The organism is Rhodomicrobium sp. R_RK_3 (assembly GCF_002198715.1).
In the GTDB taxonomy this organism is placed as follows: domain Bacteria; phylum Pseudomonadota; class Alphaproteobacteria; order Rhizobiales; family Rhodomicrobiaceae; genus R-RK-3.
In genome coordinates, this window is the sequence record NZ_MWLK01000002.1 from 23,748 (window position 1) to 44,541 (window position 20,794).

Genomic DNA, 20,794 nt, shown 5'->3' on the forward strand with positions numbered 1-20,794 from the left:
CCTCGATGATTCAGAACGACTCGAATTTCAGCGCCATCGGGCCACCCCGCTCCATCTCAAGCGCCAGCCTTTTCAGCATTGCGTTTGCGGGTCGCCGCGGCCTTCTTGGCCGATGCCGATCGGGCGGCGGCCGGGCGGGAGGCCGCCGCCTTGCCGCCCTTTTCTCCGCCCTTGTGGGCGGCTGGATGGCCGGTGTCCTTGCCCCGGCCCGAACCGCCGGGCTGCTTGCCGCCGCCGTCGTCCTTGTTGACGGTCGCCCAGGCCCGGCGCTCGGCCTCCTTTTCGGATACGCCCTGCTTCTCATAGCCCTCGGCGATGTGATCGGCCTTGCGTTCCTGCTTGTCGGTGTATTTGGACTTGTCGCCACGCGGCATGATCGTCTCCTCGCGTTTCCGGACCAGTAGAACGGAAGCAGTGCGAACCGGTTCCGAGACGGAGGTCATGGATCGCGCAATCGCTGGGAGGCCGGATGGAACCGTCTTCTCGATATCGAAGTTCACCGAAGCAAAGGCCGCTAGAGCCTGACTGGAGGCGTCCATGCCGACGACCGGCAATATTTCCCAATTGCGCCGCGATATCGACCGGCGACTAACGGGCGACAAGGTCGCCGCGCCCGACCCGGCAGCAGCTCCGCTCGGTACTGACGATGAGGCCGCGGGCACGACGCCCTCCGCCGAACGGGTTGAGATCGCCCGCAAAGCCGAGTTGCAGTCGGGAGCCTCCGTGGAAAAGCCGTCGCCTATGTCCGGTATCTCGATCTATGTCATCGCCCTAGGCGGGTCTTCCTCGTGATGATCACGGCTCTACTATCAATTTAGGTGCGAGCGAATGGACGGACAGCACCCTGACCAGCATCCGGCCAAACGCAATTTTCCGGTCGCAGCCGGAATTTTCTTCGGGCTGGGCCTTGGAGGATTCTTCGACGGCATCGTGCTGCATCAGATCCTGCAATGGCACCATATGCTGTCGAGCGCAGGCTATCCTCCGGACAATCTCGATAATCTGCGGTTCAATATCGTCTGGGACGGGATCTTCCATGCCAGCACCTACATCTTCACCGCCGTCGGGCTCGCCCTTCTCTGGCGAAGTGGACGCAGGCAGCATATCCGATGGTCGGGCAAGCTGCTGCCCGGGTCGATCCTCATGGGCTTTGGCATATTCAATCTGGTGGAGGGTGTGATCGATCATCATCTGCTCGGCTTGCACCACGTCAATGAGACAGTGCCGATCGATCAGTGGCTGTACTGGGATCTCGGCTTCCTCGCCTGGGGTGCAGCGATGCTCGTGGGCGGATGGTGGCTCCTGAGGGAAGGCCAGGCTGAAACATCGGCTCCGCTGCACGACGCGAATTCGCCAGCCAAGCGCTGAGCGCACAAGAGCAAGGCACCGATCCCTTGATCGCGCCGTGGGTCCGCTCTCCGGGTGCAGTCAAGGAACCAGGCATAGTGCTTTACGGTTGATCTGGCCCCGCGGACGCTGTTGTCGCGGCAATTCGTGCGGTCCGATCCGCCGCGCAGCGCCGCCAAGCTCGCCCCTGCCGAACCCAATCCCCTTCCACCATAAATTTAAAATTTTAAGGAACTCGCGCCAGAGGTGCGTCGTTTGCTGAACTCGGAAAATATTAACCTGTACGGAGAGTTGGATGCCTTCCAATAATATGCGAAATGAAGAACGGCGGCAGCGCGACGACGACGGACGGTTTACGAGCGCAGCATCATCGCGCGGCAATTCCCGCCGCGATGACGACGACGACGATCGCCGAAATTCGACGGGGTCGTCCCGCAGCCGATCGAATGACGACGGGCGCGGCGAGGTGCGCGACCCGGAGCACGATGGGCGCCTGAAGCAAAATCGCGATCGCGGGATCTCGATCTCCTCCAGCAGCCGGTATGATGACGAGGACGATGACCGCCGGTCGAGCCGCCCCTCGCTCACCAGGTCGAGTTCGACCCTCGGGCAGCGCTCGAGATAGGCCGGCACCATATGACGCATGAGGAACCGCGCAGCGCCCTTGCTCGCATTGATGCGCAAGGTGCCGCTGGGGCTATGGCAGAATGCAGGTCCCTCACAAGGAAGTGTGATCGCGAGCCGACCAAGCGTAGGCGATCCTGCGGCTGGCGTGAGAGACGATCCCCCAGAATCTCCCAGGCGCAAACACCAACATGTTGCCGAGGGCAATCAGCAGCAGGCCCAGCGCTGCGGCCGGCGTCCAATGATAGCCCTCGAAAAAGGTCGAAACCGTCAACGCGATCGCGGGATAGAGCACTGTCGAGAAGGCTGCAAGCGGCGCGCCGAGGCGCCTCACCACCTCAAGATAGCTGAGAAAGCCGATGACGGTGCCGGGGATGGCCAGATAAAAGAGCGCCAGATACCAGTTCCACGACAGATCGAGCGGCAAAGACTGGCCACGGCTGAAGGTAAGTGCCGCCAGAAACAGCGTGCCCCAGGCCATGCTCCAAGCGGTCGCGGTTGGCAGATCGATGCCGGCGGCGTTGTTGCGCCGCGAGACCATGTTCCCGAGCGAGAACACGTAGGTCGCAGCCAGCACCAGCGCGCCGCCGATCAGCGATGCACTGCCGAGATCGAGCTGGGTGAGATCGCGCCAGAACAGACATCCGAGCCCGGCCATACCGAGCACCGCGCCGAAGATGAAGCGCAGGCTCTGCCGGTCGCCATAGAACAGCATGCTGTTGAGGGCATTGAAAACCGTGGCTGTGGAGAACACCAGGGCCACCACGCCGCTGGGAATGAAGCTCGTGCCGTTATAGACGAGCAGGTAGTTCAGGAAGAACAGGCAGAGCCCCATGAGTGCGAGATATGGCTGCTGGTGCAGGCGCACGCGGCGCAATCGGCGGGTCGCGGCGAGCGCCAGGAACAGCACAAGCGCCGCCAATCCGAGCCGGTAGAGCAGCGCGACCTCCGCCGACGTCTCGCGGATCTGCACGGCGATGGCGATCCAGGAGAATCCCCAGACGAGAACGTTCACACTGAAAAGAAATCCGGTCATTGCTGCCGCCCCTATGATTTGCCCTGGCAGTGATTACGCGGTGCATGCCGGGGCGGCTTCCGTCTTCCGGCGGTTTTTGTCGGAATCTTGCGGTAAAGATGCTTGGCCATCAGAGGCATGATTTTCCCTCGTGCCGGCTCTGGTAGAATGCACGGCAAGCGCTCTGCCGATAAGGACGACCAATGAAACAGCGGCAATTGCCCTATGCCGTTTTCCGCCAGCTCGCCAGCGAGGGCGTAGCTCTGCGTGGCTGCGGGGATTTCGGGGAGGGGCTGGCCGCCGCCCGTTGGTCGCGCAATGAAACCGCGGAGACCAGCTATATCCAGCCTAATCATCACACGCTCAGTCTCTATATCCAGGGCGGCGAGTCTTTCCGGCGCCGGAAGGCCGACGGCGAGTTGCGCAGTCATGGCGCAGGCTCGCTGTGCCTTATGCCCAAGAACCAGACCAGCGACTGGCTTGTCGCCGGGCCGATCGATCTGTTCCATCTCTACATTCCCAGCACACTCTTCGACCGGGCGGCGGTTTCGGCGCTCGATCGCGATCCGGCTCGGGTCATGCTGCCGGAGCGAACCTTCTTCACCGATCCGATGCTGGAGCAGGTCATTCGGCTCGCCTTCCTGGGCAAGGACTGGGCGGAGCCGGCCGAGAGCCTTGCTTTGTCCTCGGCCGGCCATCTGCTGATAGCGCATCTGATCACAGCCTACAGCGAAGCGGGCCGGGGTGGACTGATAGCGAAAGGCGGCCTCCCGCCTCGCGTCCACAGGCGCGTGGAAGATTATATCGATGCCAATCTCGATGCGCCGATCCACATTTCCGATCTGGCTGAATTAGCAGGTCTCAGTGAGTTCCACTTTGCCCGCATGTTCAAGGCCGCAACCGGCGAGGCTCCACATGGCTTTCTCCAGCGTCGCCGCATGGAGCGTGCCAAGCGGCTGCTGATCGAGACGCAGATGCCCATGGCCGAACTGGCGCTGGCCTGCGGCTTCTCCAGCCAGAGCCACTTCACCGTCTCTTTCCGCAAGCACGTCGGCCTGACGCCAAGCAAGTATCGTGCGGCCGCCGGTTAGTCAGACGTGTCATTGTGGCCGGACTTGACAGTGATCTGATACTGCCGCTGTGGCGCTATGCGCCAGTGTCGGAATGCGCTGCCGCAGCTGGTTTCGATTCCGGCGAGCCCTTGTGCCGCAGGACGATCGACAGCACCACCAGCACCGCCGTCGACATGAACTCGGACTGCCAGTTCTGGAAGGACTCGAACCACATCTGCGCGCTCGACAGGTAGCTTCCGAGCGACTGCGCCTCGCCGCCATGCCGGAGCGCCTCCGCGTTCGCCGCCGCAAGGCTCGCCCACCAGTGCAGGGCAAAGGACGCGACGAACATGAGGGCCAGCGCGATGCCGAGCGAATAGGAATACAGCCACGACCGGACCGGGTGGCGGTGGCGCATCGCCGCCGGGAGCTCGTCACCGGGCCGGTCGGGATCGTCGGGATCGCGCGACTCGGCGGAGCCGCGCTGGAACAGCATGGCGGTCAGCATCACATAGGCCGACATCTGCAAAAATTCGCTCTCCCAGTTCTCGAACAGCGCGGAGAGAAAATCGCCGCTGATCAGATATGCCGGAAGGCCGACCCCCGGCGAGCCATGCTTTCCCAGCTCCTCATTATAGGCCGCGTGGCCGGACCAGATCATGCCCACGGCGCTGATGAGGAACATCCCCGCCAGGACGAGCGTCAGGGCGTTGTCTCGAAAAAAGGCTTTCACGGTCGTCTCTCCCTCGCCGGTTCCGTTTATCGCCAGGCCTCCAGCACCTCGCCCTTGGTCACTCGCGTTCTCGTGAGCAGTTAATCTGAAGCCCTGCCGCCGGGTTCCGAGGTCCGCAGGCCATGCCATGGCTAGGGGCTCATGGTGAGAGTGGCGTCAGTTCGGCCCGCTCCGCCCCCTGGCGCGCCACCAGACGCATCGGCTGGCCCCGCACCCAGATCCGGTCGATCTCGATCGACGTCCAGCCCGCGGGCAGCGTGACCGGGCGCTCGGCCCAGCTTTCGGGCGTCCCGGAGCTGGGCTTCAGTCCGGCGAAGCCGTAAAGCAGGCCTGTCAGGAAGCCGCCGATATTGGCAAAGAACGGTCCGGCCTGGGGCTGTTCCGAAAACCGGTCGGCGCGATATTCGAGGGTTTGCAGGAACCGCCCCGTCAAGAACTGGCCGTAGCCGTCATCGAGCAGCTTCAGCGCAAGCTGGCGATGGCCGGCCCGCGCGGCCCAGGCGCCGTAGAGCGCGGAGAGCATCGGGCTGCCGATATAATCCTGCGCCGAGCCCAGATAGAGCTCCAGCGTCGCCTGCTCCTCGGCCGGGCTCAGGGGAAATCCCAAGGGGAAGATGCCCATCAGCGGATCGGGCGTGGCGCCCTTCTCTTCATTCGCGCGGTAGCCGTCGTGGGAAATGACGGCCTTGCCGCGCTTGGGGATGATCATCCCCTCGGCAATTTCCAGCCACGCCGGGGCGGCGGCAAAGCCGAGGCGCTCTGCGGCCCGGATCGCGGCGCGAAGCACGACGACCGCTCCCATGTTGGTGAAGGCCGCGTTGTCGACCGGCTCCTCGCGTTCCGCGATGCCCATCGAGTCATTGATGGCGTAGCCGTCACGCGTCTTGGTGACCCGGCTGCAAATCCACTCGGCCACGCCGCGCAGGACCGGCCAGGCCTTCGTCCGCAGGAATTCCGCATCGCCCGTGATGTCCGCATAGAGGGCAAACGCCCAGGCGACGTCGAGCGAGACATGATCCTCGTGCCAGGCGGCGGTGCCGGGCAGGGGCGCAGCCTCCTCGCCGCTGCGCGGGGCGCTCTCCCAGGGAAACTGCAGGCCGCGGCGGCCCCAAAGCTGTGCATTGCGCTTGGCGCCCTCGAGATTGGCCGAGCGATAGTCGAGCAGCGAAAAGGCCGCGTCCGGCTGCAGCAGGCAGAGGGGCGGCACCGCGAAGGCCTCGATGTCCCACATCACATGGCCGAAATAGTAGTGATAGTCGTGCCAGGTCGCCAAACCGAAGATCGAGGTCGAAGCGGGCGAGGCGGCGTGGACGGAGCTGTTGAGATAGAAGAAGGCGGCATCGGCCAGGCTTTGCCAGCGCTCGCCCGCGCCTTCCAGCCGGATCCTACCCTGCCAGAGCTCCTGCCAGGCCGCGCGGTTCTGCTTGCGGATCTTATCGAAGCCGTCCTTGCGCGCCTTGGCGGCGGGCCGAGCCGCATGCTGGTCGGGCATCTTGTGCATCGCCTCGGGGATGATGCTCGCCATCTGCCGTAGCCTGACCGTGCGTCCCGCCCGCGCCCGGACCTGATAGTCGGTCACCAGCCGGTGATCGCGCAGCGGCGGCCGGCTCGGCTCCTGCTCGCCGGCTCCCGCGCCGGTGAGTGCCGTGACGATGGCGACGCCGCAGGTCGACAGCGCGCCGGCGGATTCCCAGAGCAGCGTTCCATCCGTGGCGGGGGTCTCCTCCGCGGGCGTGGTGCGCGCGTGCCTCAGCGCCTTGCCGTCGACGCCGCTCGCGTCGACGATCGCCCGCAGGCCGAGCGAACAGGCCTTGTCGACGGTCACGGCGATTTCCTGGCAGACCAGCGTCGGGTCATGCCGGCTGCAGAAAGTGAGCACCTCCACCTGCGCGGTCCGGCCCGCCGCCTGAAAGGAAAACCGGGTGGTCAGCTCGCCCGCGGAGAAATCATAGGCCTGCTCGAGCTCGCCGACCTGCTGCGGCACGTCGGAGAGCCAGACGCCGTCCAGCGCCAGATCCGCCGCCACCGGATAGGGCGCAACGGCTGCCGCCTCGATCTGGCGCTCGTAGTGCTCGCCGGTATAGCCGCTCAGCAGCGCCATGCCCGCTGCCAGCGGCATCTCGCGCACCCGCAAGCCGACGAGGCCATTGGCCAGATATGCGGGAAGCTCCTGACGGCCGGAGCCGAAAACCGGCGGTGGGCTGATCGGTGCGCTCATGATGGTCCTGACGAGCGAAGACGGTTGGCGGTATATAGCGTTTCGCCGACGGACAACGTTTCACCGGGCCGGTTCGTTCGAGCGGCCGGCGCCCGCGAACTCAAAGGGTGACTGGCGCGTTGGAGGATCGAGACAGAGGGGAGATCGTCATGAGCAGCGAGAATGCAGCACGCCTTGCGCGGCGCGACTCCAAGGATTTCCTCTGGTGGAAGCACGGCATCGTCTACCAGATCTATCCCCGCTCGTTTCAGGATTCGAACGGCGACGGCGTCGGCGACCTGGGCGGCATCATCGACCGGCTGGACTACCTGGAAGGCCTCGGCATCGACGCCGTATGGCTCTCGCCGTTCTATCGTTCGCCGATGGCCGATTTCGGCTACGACATCAGTGACTATCGCGCGATCGATCCGCTGTTCGGCGACATGCCGACCTTCCAGCACTTGCTGAAGGAACTCCACGCCCGCGGCATCAGGCTCATTGTCGACTACGTCCCCAATCACACCTCGGACCAGCATCCCTGGTTCCAGGAAAGCCGGGCCAGCCGGGGCAATGCCCGGCGGGACTGGTACATCTGGCGGGATCCCGCGCCGGACGGCGGCCCTCCGAATAATTGGCGGGCCGAATTCGGCGGCTCCTCCTGGACCTGGGACGAGCCGACCGGGCAATATTACTACCATGCGTTCCTTGCCTCCCAGCCCGACCTCAACTGGCGCAATCCCGAAGTCGTCGAGGCCATGCTGGACGTGCTGCGGTTCTGGCTGGATCTCGGCGTCGATGGATTTCGCGTCGATGCCATCCATCATCTGATCGAGCGCGCCGATCTGGCCGATAATCCCGTGAACCCGCTATGGCACGAGGGCATGGATCCGGCCGCCCAGTTGTTGAGAGCCCATACGGTGGACCAGCCGGAGGTGCATGAGGCGATAGCCGCCATGCGCCGGGTCGCCGACGCTTATGACGGCGACCGAGTGCTGATCGGGGAGGCGTATCTGCCGCTCGACCGGCTCATGGCCTATTACGGGGCCGCCGGCGACGGCTTCCACCTGCCCTTCAATTTTCACCTGATACGCACGCCGTGGACGCCGACCGCGCTCGCCAGCCTGATCGCCGCCTACGAGGCGGGGCTGCCCGCGCATGGCTGGCCCAATTGGGTGCTGGGCAATCACGACAGGCCGCGGCTGGCCAGCCGGCTGGGAATGGCGCAGGCGCGGGTCGCAGCGATGCTGCTGCTGACCCTGCGCGGCACGCCCACGCTCTATCAAGGCGATGAGCTTGGCATTGCCGACGTGCCGATTCCTCCCGACCGCGTCCGCGACCCCTGGGAGCTCAACGTGCCGGGCCTCGGCCTTGGCCGCGATCCGGTGCGCACGCCCATGCTTTGGTCGGCGGCGCCCAATGCGGGGTTCAGCAGCGGCGAACCCTGGCTGCCGCTCAGCGAAAACTGGCGCGACATCCACGCCGAGCGGCAAGCGGCCGTGCCCGGCAGCCTGCTCAACCTCTACCGCGACTTGATCGCATTGCGCCGGCGCGAGCCGGCCTTGTGGGGCGGGGCCTATGTCCCGGTTGCCTCGACCGACTCGCTGCTGATCTACGAGCGGGTCGCGGGCGACGACAGGCTACTGGTTATTCTCGAGCTTTCGGGGCGCGGCGGCGAAGCCAATATCCCGGCCGGGACTGTGCTCCTCACCACGGACGGTTTGGCATCGACCCCGCCGGTCGGAGGCACGGTGAAAATTCCGCCTAACCATGGCTTGATCGTTCGCTTGCAACGCTAGCTCGGCGACGGAACTGGCGGCGACCCATATCGTTAACACGTCAACAATGGGAGGCCCTCATGCGAAATAAAAAATCGCCGAACCAGCTGGACGACAAACGACCCGCAACTGTCCCCGCCGACAAGGATCGGGAACCCCTTGAGCGGCGGCCGGACAATGTGGGCCAAAGCGGCCGCTGGCGGCACAAGCCGGATGAGGGCGGCCCCGGCCGATATGGCCGCGAAGAGAATACCCACTCCACCGACCAAGGCTGGCCCGCGCCCGGTAGCGAATCCGATCCGAACGATCGACCGTAATTTCGTTCGGGGCAGGCGTCCCAATGACCCCAACTGATCCGTCGCAGCACGGTTTAGGCGAGCAGGAATTGCGCGATGAAGCGCGGCTCCTTGCGGCCCTGAACGAGGTCGGTTCCGTTGTCGCTGCGGAATTGGATCTGGAACGCGTCGTGCAACTTGTGACCGACGCTGCGACCGACCTATGCGGCGCGGCCTATGGGTCGTTCTTTTACAACGTCACCGATGAGAACGGCGAGGCCTATACCCTCTACACCCTATCGGGAGTGCCGCGCGAGGCCTTCGCCGGGTTCCCCATGCCTCGGAACACAGCGGTGTTCGGGACGACTTTCCGAGGCGAGGGCATTGTCCGCTCAGCGGATATTACCCAAGATCCGCGCTATGGACGCAACGAGCCATATTCCGGGATGCCGAAGGGGCACTTGCCGGTTCGGAGCTACCTGGCCGCGCCGGTGTTATCCCAATCCGGCGAGGTGCTGGGAGGCTTGTTCTTCGGGCACCCCGATGTCGGGAGATTTTGCGAGCGTGCCGAGCGACTTTTGACGGCAATCGCATTGCAAGCTGGGATCGCGATCGACAAAGCCAAGCTGTACCGATCCGCGCAGGACGAGATCAAACGCCGGAAGGACATCGAGGTCGCCTTGCGCGAAAGCGAGGAATCCCTGGAGGCCAAGGTCGCCGAGCGGACGGCTCAGCTCGCAGCATCCAACGCGAAATTGCTGGCCGAGGCCGAGCAGCGGGAAAAGGCGGAAACCCGATTTGGCCTGCTCGTCGATGGTGTGGTCGACTATGCCATCTACATGCTTGACCCCCGCGGCTTCATCACGAATTGGAATGCAGGCGCCGAGCGGATCAAGGGATACCAAAGCACGGAAATCGTCGGCCAGCACTTCAGCCGCTTCTTTACTGACGAGGATCGTGCTGCCGGGCTTCCAGCGGCCGCCCTTCGAACTGCTGCCGAGGACGGTAAATTCGAATCGGAAGGTTGGCGCGTTCGCAAGGACGGCACCTTGTTTTGGGCGAACGCGATCATCGACGCGATCCACGATAAGAACGGGTCACTTCTGGGCTTCGCCAAAATCACCCGCGACATCACCGAACGGCGCGAAGCCGCGCTCGCTCTGCAGCGGGCACAGGAACAACTCGCCCAAGCGCAAAAGATGGAGGGTATAGGGCACCTCACGGGCGGCATCGCTCACGACTTCAACAATTTGCTCACGATCATCATCGGCAATCTCGAATCCCTTCAGCGCGCGTTGGAGAGCCCGAACCCGAGCACGGAGCGGCTGCAACGATCCGCAAACCACGCGATGATGGGGGCCCAGCGCGCCGCCACTTTGACGCAACGGCTGTTGGCGTTTTCGCGCCGGCAGCCACTCGATCCCAAGATCGTCGAGGTCGGCAAACTGGTCACGGGGATGTCGGATCTCCTCCGCCGCTCGCTCGGCGAGCAAGTGGTCATCCAGACGGTCCTCGCAGGAGGATTGTGGCGCGTGCACGCCGATCCCAACCAGTTGGAAGTCGCTATTCTCAATCTGGCCGTCAACGCCCGTGATGCAATGCCGGACGGCGGAAGCCTGACCATCGAGACCGCCAACGCCTACCTCGATGAGGGATATGCTGCCGCCCAAGTGGAGGTCCTGCCCGGGCAATATGTCGTAATCAGCATTACGGACACCGGCTCGGGAATGACGCGCGACGTCGCGTCCCGCGCCTTTGAGCCATTTTTTACCACGAAGGATGTGGGCCACGGGACGGGGCTCGGCCTCTCGCAGGTCTACGGCTTCGTCAAGCAATCGGGAGGGCACGTTAAAATTTACTCGGAGGTGGGCGAGGGGACCACGGTCAGGCTTTATTTGCCCCGGTGGCATGCGGCAGAAAACGATCTCCCGGCACCAACACCCGGGCTAACGCCTCCTCCCAGCGAAGCGACCGAGACGATCCTGGTCGTCGAAGACGACGAAGATGTGCGCGCGTATACCACGAGCGTGTTGAAGGAACTCGGATACCGAATCCTCGACGCAGGCACAGGCCTTGCCGCGTTGCAACTTCTGCAAGCCCATCCTGAAATTCGGTTGTTGTTCACCGATGTCGGCCTTCCCGGCGGCATGAATGGCCGGCAGCTCGCAAATGAGGCCCTGCAACGGCGTAAAGACCTGAAAGTTTTGTTTACGACCGGTTATGCGCGCAATGCCATCGTCCACGAGGGGCGCCTGGACCCGGGCGTTGAACTGATAACCAAGCCGTTTACCTACGCAGCGCTGGCGTCAAAGCTCAGGGACATTCTAGATGCCCCACCTGGGCTGAAGCGGGTGCTTTTGGTTGAGGATGAACCTTTGATCCAGCTCAGCGCCGCCGAGCAGTTGCGAGAGCTGGGCTTCAGCGTCGAGACCGCAGGCTCAGCGACGGAAGCTGTCAACAAGCTTAAACTCCTTAAAGGGGCCGTAGATGCGGCGATCGTTGATATCGGTCTCCCTGACCGGACGGGTGACCTGCTCATCAATGAGATTCGCGCAATCTATCCCGATATACCCATCGTTATAGCCAGCGGGCACCCAGTTGAAGTCGTCAGTGAGCGCTTTAACCATCATGGCAAAATTGCTTTTGTAAATAAGCCTTATACTGCGCAGAGCCTCAGAAGTGCGCTCTCTTCACTTAAGGCGCTCGGGGAATAAACTGAATCGCCGCAATAAGGGCCTTCGTTGCCTGTTGCATCCCGTGCGGCCAGCCAGTCGGGGACAGTTGCAGGACCGATGACATGAACCGCACGCCTATTAAGCCGCGTCCCGCAACGGATGGCTTTCGCGCTTCCGGTTTATGAGGTTGAGAAGCTTGGCGGCACCTTCTGCGTCGCACAACGCCCGTGATGTTCGAGTGAGATCTCATAGATGCTGCAGAGGCTGCCGAGGCTATAGGAGCCGTGGCCGGGATAGTGCCGCCGCATCCCCGCGCAGGTGCAGAGTTTTCGGCGATCTCCGCCGCGAATAGCGTGGCAAAGCTGCGGTTCTTCAGGCATTGCGGCATCCAGTCGAAGCCGCTGTGCAACTGGCCCGATTCGAACAGCTCGTCCCAGAACAGCAGGCCGAACAGAGTGTGCCAGAGCAGGTTCTCTGCGTGGTAGACCGTGAAGCCGTCGCGCCGCATGACGCCCGCGACACCCGCTTTGAGATTGCCGCGATAGATCTCGTCGACGACGACCTGACGGCCTGCGCGCAGCAGCGCGGTGCAGGCGCCCGTCCTGCGTCGTCGAACTTACGGGCATAGAAATTCTGCGCAAAGACGTGCTCGTCGTCGCTGCTGAGATCGTCGATCATGCGCTCGAGCAACGCTTTCGCCTCGCCCTTCGCGCGGACGCGTAGAGCAGCGGTACGAGGCGCTCGTTGCACCCCGGAGACGGCGCCGCCAGATAAAGCTCGATGGCGCGGTCGGTCTGCTGCCGCTTCTCGAAAAACTGGCAGATCTCGAAGGCCGAGCGCTCGCGCAGGGACCTGGCCGCCCTCGTCAGGGCCTTCGATCAGCTTCCGCGCCGCCGCCTCAAAGGTGATCAGGGTCGGGACGGCGAGCGTGTCGAGCAATTGGCTGTAGTAAAAGCAGGCCCTCGCTTCGGTCGCATCCGAGAAGCGCGACTTGAACGACCCGCATCGTTGACGCGCAGAATGCCGAGATCGCGCAGGGCGAAGCTTTTCAGATCCTCCCGCGTTTTTCCGAAATACAGGTACAGCAGAAATTCCAGCGGCTGCGTTCCCGCGAGTGCGACGTGCGAGGTTGGGTCCAATTGGCGCAATGCGTCGGCGAACGGCAGGTGTGTCAGCAGATGCTCCATGAGGCGCGGTTTTGCCCATGAATTTCTGGGGCCTTCGCAGTCCGCGCCGCGAGCGATGTCGAGCACCCGTGCTTTCGGCATGACGCAGAGCCACGCGGCATAATCCTCCTCACGCAATTCGCGGAGATAGCCGCGCTCGAAGAGCCCCTGGACCGCCTTCGCGACATCGGCGACCTCCGCGTATTTGAGCGCAGCGGGCTCGAAAATATGGCCGCGCCGGTTGACCATGCGCACGAAGAGACATTGCTTGTCGCCGCGAGGATTGCCCGGCAATCAGACCTTGGGCCCGAACTGGCACATGAGCTTGCTTGGAGGGCACGCCCGCCAAAGGGGTGTTCTTAGAAACCGTTCGTCACCGCAGGGCTGTCCAGCCACGTTGAACTCTTCGGTGTCTCGCAAGCCGTAGCGAATTTCCCAGGGGGATCGCCTTCGCATGGCCTGCATCGGCGGCCGGCGGCTGCATGACTGGTCGACTATCCAATTACGCGCCCTCCCGGGCAACATCCGTCCGTCGGCGGACAAGTCCAAGAAACTCAACTGATCGGTATCGACGCTTTCCTTGACCACCGAAGGTCCGAAGAGGGGGTTATCACGCTCTTAGGCGGGCAAGCGGCGGACAAAATCGCCGCGCTGGAACATCAGCCCCAAAATGAAAGGCCCGCGAAGCTTTTGCCTTTGCCGCCCTGCAAACGGGCCTCGAGGCCCAGCCTGCCTGTTAAATCGGCCGCACGCGCGCGCTCGATATCAAAGGCGCGCCCGGGCGCTCGTTGCGCGCTATTCGCTCAATTCAGCGGAATTGCGATCGACCCCCAGGCCTCATAGGCGCTGAAACGATCCGAACCGAGACCTTCATATGATCCGGAACCGCGGATGAGGATCCCAGTGCGCGACGTCAACGTCACTCCTATTTCAACCCGGACCTGGAACCCGTCATCATCGCCTTCAGGGATATCGAGCCGCACAGGCTCTTCGGATTGCGCGCTGACCCAGACGCCCTTGAGGCCGACATAGGGCTCGAGTACGGAGCCGTTCTCAAGCCCGAACGGATAGCCGACCTCGGGCCCAACGCTGATGCGAGTGAGCGAGATCGACTGCTCGGGGATATTGAAGTCCAGTTCGTTGACGTAGCTGAGTTGGGTTTCCTCGAAATAGGCGATCTCGGCGCTCGGCCTGAACCAGAGGCGGCCGTAGGACCAGTTGCCCGTCAGCTTGGCGGAGACGAGGCCCCGGTCCGTCGAGAAATGATCCGTGTAGACACCCAGCGGGTCGACATTGTTTTCCGACTGGCCCCAGGCCGCGCGCGCATCGAAGAACAGATTAGGCGTCAGGCCAATACTGATATAAGGGCCTGCCATCCAGCCATTGCCGCTCGCGCTGGTGCCCAGACCGGCCGATCGCTCGCTGACCCAGTCGGACTGCACGAGCAGGCCCACAAGGATGGCGGGGCGGATGAGATAGTCGACGCCCGCGAAGATCAAGCTCGCGTGGCCTTGCTGGCGCGCATCAAAATCATCGTCGTCGTAATAATAGATGCTACCCTGCGCCCACACATCGACGCCGGGAGTCGGCACGACATAAGTCGGTCGCGCACGCGGCAGGCTGCCGAAGCCCATCCCGGTCTCCTCGTCGATCGCCGCCTGTTTGGCGCGGGCGGCTTCGGCGGCGGACTGGCGGAGCTTTGCAAGGCTCGTTGAAAAGGCAAACTGGCCGATGCCGTTCGCCGCGTTGCCGTTGAAGCCGAGCGGATTGATGCCGGTTCGCGGGCTCTTCTGCGTCGCGGTCGGGAAATCGTCGCCGGCCGCGAAGCCCTTGGCCCGGGGTTCGCCCTCCAGCTTGAGGACCGGAGGAGCCGAGCGGCCCGGCAGCCGGCCGTCGCCATAGCCGTCCGGCGCCGGATCGGCGGGGCTCTCGCCGCCGAACAGCGATCCTTCCAGCCGCTGGTGCATCCGCGACGTGTCGGGCGAGGCCGACGCGATCAATCTGGCCCGGTGGTCCATGAAGCTGCGGATCGCCTTCAACGTTACCCGGCGGACGGCATCGATATCCAGCAGCATGGCGGTGGTCACGGCCGCGGATGACACCCCGAGCACCCCGGCCTGGCCGCTGGCCGTCGCGACGCTGGAGAAACGCCTCGCCATGATGTCGGCGCCGGTCGTGGTGTAGCTGCCGGTGCAGATGGTGCTGGCACCCCGCGCCAGCGTCGTTACGGGGCAAACAATCGCGCCGGCTCTCGTATCTGAGACGGAAAGCGCCGAGATCGGAACGGAGCCGGTGTTCGTCACTTCGAAGCTGTAGCCGATCACCTGCCGCGCATTGGAGAATTTTGCCGGATCGGTCGTCACGACAAGGGACAAGGCCCCGGCGCCTGCCGCACTATATGTGTAGGTGCCTGCGCCGGTCCCGGCTCCGGAAGGCGTGACGACGACGATGTTTACCACGCCCACTGCATGGGCCGGCGTAATAGCGGTAATGGTGTTGGCATTGACGACCGTCACGCCCGTCGCCGCCACGCCGCCAAAGGTGACGCCGGTCGCGCCGGTGAATTCGGTGCCGGTGATGGTGACCAGTTGCCCCCCGGTGGCCGGGCCGCTATTGGGCGAGGCGGTGGCGACCGTCGGCGCGGCGGCGAACCTGAACATGTTGGTCCCTTGCCCGGCGCCGGCCGGCGATGTCACCGTCACGTTCACCGTTGCCGCCGGATGCGCTGGCGTCATGGCAGTGATGGTGTTGGCGTTGACCACTGTCATATTCGTCGCGAGGAGGGCGCCGAAATGCACAGTGGTCGCGCCGGTGAAATTGGCGCCGGAGATCGTCACCAGGGTTCCGCCCGAGATATGGCCGCTCCCTGGCGAGGCGCCGGTCACGATCGGCACCACGGAATAGGTATAGAGCGCGGTGCCAGTGCCGCTGCCGCCGAAGCCGGTAACGACAATGTCCACCGTTCCGGCGGCATGGGCCGGCGTCGTGGCGGTGATCGTGGTGGCGTTGACGATCGCCACGCCCGTCGCCGCGACACCGCCGAAGGTGACGCTGGTCGCGCCGGTAAACCCGGTGCCGGTGATGGTGACCGCCGTGCCGCCCGTAATCGAACCTGCATCCGGCGATACCGCCGTGACCGTGGGCGCGACGGCGTAGGTGTAGAGCCCGGTCCCGGTGCCGCTGCCGGTCGGCGAGGTGACGACGATATCGACGAGCCCGGCGGCATGGGCCGGAGTGACCGCCGTGATCGTCGTGGCGTTGACGATCACGAATGGGGCCACCGCCGTCCCCCCGAAAGTGACGCCCGAGGCCGTCGTGAAATCAGTACCGGTGATGGTCACCGCCTGGCCGCCGGCGATGGGACCGCCGGAGGGAGTCACGCTGGTGACGGTCGGCGCCAGGGCATAGGTGTAGAGGGCGACGCCGGTGCCGGTGCCGCCGAAGCTCGTGACCGCGATGTTGACCGTCCCGGCGGCATGGGCGGGCGTCGTCGCGGTGATGGTGGTGGCGTTGAACACGACAACCCCTGTCGCCGCCGTGCCGCCGAAGGTGACGCTGCTGGCGCCGGTGAAATTGGTGCCGGTGATGGTGACCGTCTGGCCGCCAGCCGTTGAGCCGCTCGCCGGGGCGACGCTCAGCACCGTGGGCGGTGCGGCGTAGGTGTAAAGTCCGGTGCCGGTGCCGCTGCCACCGAAGGCGGTGACGGTGACGTCGACGAGGCCGAGGGCGTGCGCCGGGGTCGTCGCGGTGATGGTGGTCGCGTTGACCACGACGACGCCTGTCGCCGCTGTGCCGCCGAAGGTGACGCTGGTCGCGCCGGTGAAGCCGGTGCCGGTGATGGTGACAGCCGTGCCGCCGGCGACCGGGCCGCCAGCCGGGGAAACATTGGTGACGGTCGGTGCCGCGCCGTATGTATACAGGCCCGTTCCGGTCCCGGTGCCCGCCGGCACCGTGACGGAGACATCGACCAGTCCGGCGGCATGCGCGCCCGTGACGGCGGTGATGGTGGTGGCGTTGACGACCACGACCGAGGTCGCTGCCGTGCCGCCGAACGTCACCGCCGTGGCGCCCGTAAAGCCGGTGCCGGTAATGGTCACGGCGGTGCCTCCGGCCACCGGACCGCCCGACGGCGTGACACTCGTCACAGCCGGGACCAGGGCATAGGTGTAGAGGGCCGTTCCGGTGCCGGTGCCGCCGAAGCTGGTGACGGCGACATCGACCACGCCGACGGCATGGGCGGGTGTCGTGGCGGTGATGGTGGTGGCGTTGACCACGACGATGGCCGTCGCCGCCGTGCCGCCGAAGGTGACGCTGCTGGCGCCGGTGAAATTGGTGCCGGTGATGGTGACCCCTTGGCCGCCGGCCGTCGAACCGCTGTTAGGCGTCACGCTCAGCACCGTGGGCGGCGCTACATAGGTGTAGAGCCCCGTGCCCGTGCCGCTGCCGCCGAAGGCGGTGACTGTGACGTCGACGAGGCCCAGGACATGCGCCGGGGTGGTCGCGGTGATGGTGGTCGCGTTGACCACGACGACGCCTGTCGCCGCTGTGCCGCCGAAGGTGACGCTGGTCGCGCCCGTGAAGCCGGTGCCGGTGATGGTGACAGCGGTGCCGCCCGCGACCGGGCCGCCAGCCGGGGAAACATTGGTGACGGTCGGCCCCGCGGCATAGGTGTAGAGGCCGGTCCCGGTGCCCGTTCCGCCCGGCGCGGTAACGGAGACATCGACCAGCCCGGCCGCATGCGCCGGAGTGACCGCGTTGATGGTTGTAGCGTTGACGACGACGACAGACGTCGCGGCCGTGCCACCGAAGGTGACGGCCGTCGCCCCGGTGAAATTGGTCCCCGTGATCGTAACCGCCGTGCCCCCGGCGACCGGGCCGCCCGTGGGTGCAACGCTGGTCACGGTCGGCGCGGGCGCATAGGTGTAGAGGGCGGTTCCGGTGCCGGTGCCGCCGAAGCTGGTGACGACGATATCGACGACGCCCGCCGCGTGAGCCGGGGTCGTGGCCGTAATGGTCGTGGCATTGACCACAACGACCGCCGTCGCCGCCGCGCCGCCGAAGGTGACGCTGCTCGCGCCAGTGAAATTGGTTCCGGTGATGGTGACTGCCTGCCCGCCCGCCGTCGGTCCGGTGTCGGGCGCCACGCTTACCACGGTTGGCGCCGCCGCATAGGTATAGAGCCCGGTGCCCGTGCCAGTGCCGCCGAAGGCGGTGACGGTGACGTCGACGGGGCCGGCGGCATGGGCGGGCGTCGTGGCCGTGATGGTGTTGCTGTTGACGACATTGAAGGTCACCGCCGCCGTACCGCCGAAGGTCACGCTGGTGGTGCCGGTGAAGCCGGTGCCGGTGATGGTCACTGCCGTGCCGCCGGCAATCGGACCGCCCGCCGGCGTGACATTGGTGACGGTCGGCGTCGCGCCGTAGGTGTAGAGGCCGGTCCCGGTGCCCGTGCCCGCCGGCACCGTGACGGACACATCGACCAGCCCGGCGGCATGCGCCGGGGTGACAGCCGTGATGGTGGTCGCGTTGACGACCAGGACAGCAGTCGCGACGGTGCCGCCGAATGTGACGGCCGTCGCGCCCGTGAAATTGGTGCCGGTGATAACGACCGGCGTGCCCCCGGTCGTCGGCCCGCCCGAGGGCGTGACGCTGGTTACTGTCGGCAATGGCGCATAGGTGTAGATGGCCGCGCCGGTGCCGATGCCGCCGAAGCTGGTGACGATGATATCGACCACGCCGGCCGCGTGCGCCGGGGTCGTCGCGGTAATGGTCGAGGCGTTGACCACGACGATGGCCGTCGCTGCCGCCCCGCCGAAGGTGACGCTGCTTGCCCCCGTGAAATTGGTGCCGGTGATGGTGACGGACTGGCCGCCGATGGTGGGACCGATATTTGGAGAGACGCTCGCCACGGTGGGCGGCGCGACATAGGTGTAGAGGCCGGTTCCGGTGCCGCTGCCGCCGAAGGCGACGACGGTGATGTCGACAGGGCCGAAGGCGTGCGCCGGCGCGGTCGCATTTATGGTCGTGCTGTTCACCACGCTGAAGGTGATCGCGGCGGTGCCGTCGAACAGCACGCTGGTGGCGCCGGTAAAGCCGGTGCCGGTGATGGTCACCGCCGTGCCGCCTGCAATCGGGCCGCCCGCCGGCGAAACGTTGGTTACGGTCGGAACCCCTCCATAGGTATAGACGCCCGTTCCGGTGCCGGTGCCGCTTGGCGCCACAACCGTCACATCGACAGGCCCGGCGGCGTGGGCCGGAGTGACCGCCGTGATGGTGGTGGCGTTGATGACGACGACCGATGTCGCCGCCGCGCCGCCGAATGTGACGGATGTGGCGCCGGTCAGATTTGTTCCGGTGATGGTCACCGCAGTGCCCCCAGCGACCGGCCCGCCCGCCGGTGCGACGCTGGTCACCGTCGGCGCCAGCGCATAGGTGTAGATCGCCGCTCCGGTGCCGACGCCGCCGAAGGAGGTGACGATGATGTCCACCACGCCGGCGGCATGGGCGGGGGTGACCGCGGTGATGGTCGATGCGTCGACCACGACGACCGACGTGGCGGCCGCCCCGCCGAAGGTCACGCTGCTCGTCCCGGTGAAATTGGCGCCGCTAATGGTGACGGACTGGCCACCGCCGACCGGGCCGGTGTTCGGCAAAACGCTCGCGACCGTCGGAGGCGCCACATAGGTGTAAACGCCGGAGCCGGTGCCCGTGCCGCCGAAAGCAATGACGGTGACGTCGACCGGCCCGAAGGCGTGCGCCGGGGCCAGCGCGTTGATGGTGGTGCTGTTGACGACGCTGAAGCTGATCGCCGCCGTGCCGTCAAAGAGGACGCTGGTGGTTCCGGTGAAGTTGGTGCCGGTGATGGTGACCGCTGTGCCGCCCGCGATCGGCCCGCCGGCTGGCGATACGCTGGTGACGGTCGGGGCGTCCGCATAAAGGTAAAGGTTCGTGCCGGTACCGGTGCCGCTCGGCGCGGTGACGGCGACGTCGACAGGGCCCGGCGCATGGGCGGGCGTGACCGCGGTGATTGTCGTCGGGTTGATGAACACGAAGGACGTCACCGGAATACCGCCGAAGGTCACGTCGGTGACGCCGGTGAAAGCGGTGCCGCTGATGGTGACTGCCGTACCACCCGCTACGGGGCCGCCCGCGGGCGCAACGAAACCGACGACGGGCTGCGCGATCGCCGACGCGCCGCCGAACGCAATAAACCCGAGGGCGAGCATCAACAGGATCAAGCCGCGAACGCGGAACAAGGCCGTGCGCACTTCGCCCGAACGCCGTCGACGCTGATATTGCATCCATTGCGCCATCTTCCAACCTCCTGCTCGGTCAGCGGGCAATACCCATCCGTCGCCGAACCCGAGGGGGCGCGGACCTTCCAACCAAAAGCTTGTGGTGAAAGTCTTCAGGGCACCGAGCCGGCCGGCCTCTCGCGCTACGCCTCACGGCGCAATGCGACCGAATCCCGATTTGGCACAACCTTAGCGAGTATTTTGCTACAATTTGCTTAACCGCAAAAGCCGTCGGAGACCCGCCGTCGCGGAAAAGCGGCGGGGCTCTGGCGCCACACGCGCGGAGCTTAGGAGCGGCTCCAATAAGCAACCTCGAGCGGGCAGGCGTCGCCGATATAAAAGGTGACCGGTACCTGTCGCTCGGTTTTGGCGCGGATGTCGAACTGTCGGCCCGGCTCGGCTGACCGATTGCGGAGGCGACGCCGAAATGCGGATGACCGGCAACACCATCCTGATCACCGGCGGCACCAGCGGTATCGGCCGCGGCCTCGCCGAAGCATTTTTCGCGCGCGGCAACCGGGTGATCGTCACAGGGCGAGCGCCATCGCTGTTGGCCGAGCTGGCAGGAGCCTCGCCCGGGATCATCGGAATGCTGCTCGACCTGGATGATCCGGCGTCGCTGTCGGCCGCGAGGGAGGAG

General features: G+C 65.2%; 14 protein-coding genes. 8 read left to right on the forward strand and 6 right to left on the reverse strand.

Features of this window, described 5'->3' with window-relative positions; translation table 11 throughout:
• Window positions 1–56: 56 nt before the first annotated feature.
• A complete protein-coding gene (locus BLEFHOIH_RS01155; protein WP_088342685.1) occupies window positions 57–374 on the reverse strand; it encodes a plasmid stabilization protein in 318 nt (105 codons plus the stop codon).
• A gap of 163 nt (window positions 375–537) precedes the next feature.
• Between BLEFHOIH_RS01155 and BLEFHOIH_RS01160 the strand changes: the two genes are divergently transcribed.
• On the forward strand, window positions 538–792 hold the full coding sequence (locus BLEFHOIH_RS01160; protein WP_125461531.1) for a hypothetical protein: 255 nt from the start codon (window positions 538–540) through the stop codon (window positions 790–792).
• 36 nt (window positions 793–828) lie between these two features.
• Window positions 829–1,368 (forward strand): DUF2243 domain-containing protein, encoded by a 540-nt coding sequence (locus BLEFHOIH_RS01165; RefSeq protein ID WP_088342671.1) that lies wholly within the window; start codon window positions 829–831, stop codon window positions 1,366–1,368.
• Window positions 1,369–2,065: 697 nt separating this feature from the next.
• Here BLEFHOIH_RS01165 and BLEFHOIH_RS01175 read toward each other — a convergent pair.
• Window positions 2,066–3,007, reverse strand: a complete 942-nt coding sequence (locus BLEFHOIH_RS01175; RefSeq protein WP_088342673.1) for a DMT family transporter — start codon at window positions 3,005–3,007, stop codon at window positions 2,066–2,068.
• A gap of 182 nt (window positions 3,008–3,189) precedes the next feature.
• Between BLEFHOIH_RS01175 and BLEFHOIH_RS01180 the strand changes: the two genes are divergently transcribed.
• Window positions 3,190–4,077, forward strand: coding sequence for an AraC family transcriptional regulator (locus BLEFHOIH_RS01180; protein ID WP_088342674.1), 888 nt, complete (start codon window positions 3,190–3,192; stop codon window positions 4,075–4,077).
• A 55-nt stretch (window positions 4,078–4,132) separates the two neighbouring features.
• Here the strand turns inward: BLEFHOIH_RS01180 and BLEFHOIH_RS01185 are convergent, their stop codons facing one another.
• Both BLEFHOIH_RS01185 and BLEFHOIH_RS01190 read right to left on the reverse strand, forming a co-directional pair.
• A complete protein-coding gene (locus BLEFHOIH_RS01185; protein ID WP_088342675.1) occupies window positions 4,133–4,771 on the reverse strand; it encodes a DUF6766 family protein in 639 nt (212 codons plus the stop codon).
• A gap of 139 nt (window positions 4,772–4,910) precedes the next feature.
• Complete coding sequence (locus BLEFHOIH_RS01190; protein WP_088342676.1) at window positions 4,911–6,989, reverse strand: glycoside hydrolase family 65 protein; 2,079 nt, start codon at window positions 6,987–6,989, stop codon at window positions 4,911–4,913.
• A 149-nt stretch (window positions 6,990–7,138) separates the two neighbouring features.
• Between BLEFHOIH_RS01190 and BLEFHOIH_RS01195 the strand changes: the two genes are divergently transcribed.
• The 4 genes from BLEFHOIH_RS01195 (at window position 7,139) to BLEFHOIH_RS01210 (ending at window position 12,321) form a co-directional block, all read left to right on the forward strand.
• The gene (locus BLEFHOIH_RS01195; protein ID WP_088342677.1) at window positions 7,139–8,764 is read left to right on the forward strand and encodes an alpha-amylase family glycosyl hydrolase; all 1,626 of its coding nucleotides are present in this window, start codon (window positions 7,139–7,141) and stop codon (window positions 8,762–8,764) included.
• Window positions 8,765–8,823: 59 nt separating this feature from the next.
• Window positions 8,824–9,060, forward strand: coding sequence for a hypothetical protein (locus BLEFHOIH_RS26010; RefSeq protein WP_125461532.1), 237 nt, complete (start codon window positions 8,824–8,826; stop codon window positions 9,058–9,060).
• Between the two features lie 23 nt (window positions 9,061–9,083).
• A complete protein-coding gene (locus BLEFHOIH_RS01205) occupies window positions 9,084–11,732 on the forward strand; it encodes a response regulator (RefSeq protein WP_088342679.1) in 2,649 nt (882 codons plus the stop codon).
• Between the two features lie 364 nt (window positions 11,733–12,096).
• Complete coding sequence (locus tag BLEFHOIH_RS01210; protein ID WP_088342680.1) at window positions 12,097–12,321, forward strand: hypothetical protein; 225 nt, start codon at window positions 12,097–12,099, stop codon at window positions 12,319–12,321.
• Between the two features lie 280 nt (window positions 12,322–12,601).
• On the opposite strand, the gene BLEFHOIH_RS01215 is transcribed toward BLEFHOIH_RS01210, so the two are convergent.
• Both BLEFHOIH_RS01215 and BLEFHOIH_RS01220 read right to left on the reverse strand, forming a co-directional pair.
• Entirely contained in the window at window positions 12,602–13,153 is a 552-nt protein-coding gene (locus BLEFHOIH_RS01215; protein WP_088342681.1) for a hypothetical protein, read from the reverse strand.
• A 509-nt stretch (window positions 13,154–13,662) separates the two neighbouring features.
• Window positions 13,663–20,172 carry an IPT/TIG domain-containing protein gene (locus BLEFHOIH_RS01220; RefSeq protein WP_088342682.1) on the reverse strand — a complete coding sequence of 2,170 codons (6,510 nt, stop codon included), beginning with the start codon at window positions 20,170–20,172 and terminating at the stop codon, window positions 13,663–13,665.
• A 409-nt stretch (window positions 20,173–20,581) separates the two neighbouring features.
• Between BLEFHOIH_RS01220 and BLEFHOIH_RS01225 the strand changes: the two genes are divergently transcribed.
• Window positions 20,582–20,794, forward strand: a 213-nt coding sequence (locus tag BLEFHOIH_RS01225) for an SDR family NAD(P)-dependent oxidoreductase (RefSeq protein WP_125461534.1), incomplete at its 3' end; no start/stop codon positions are given.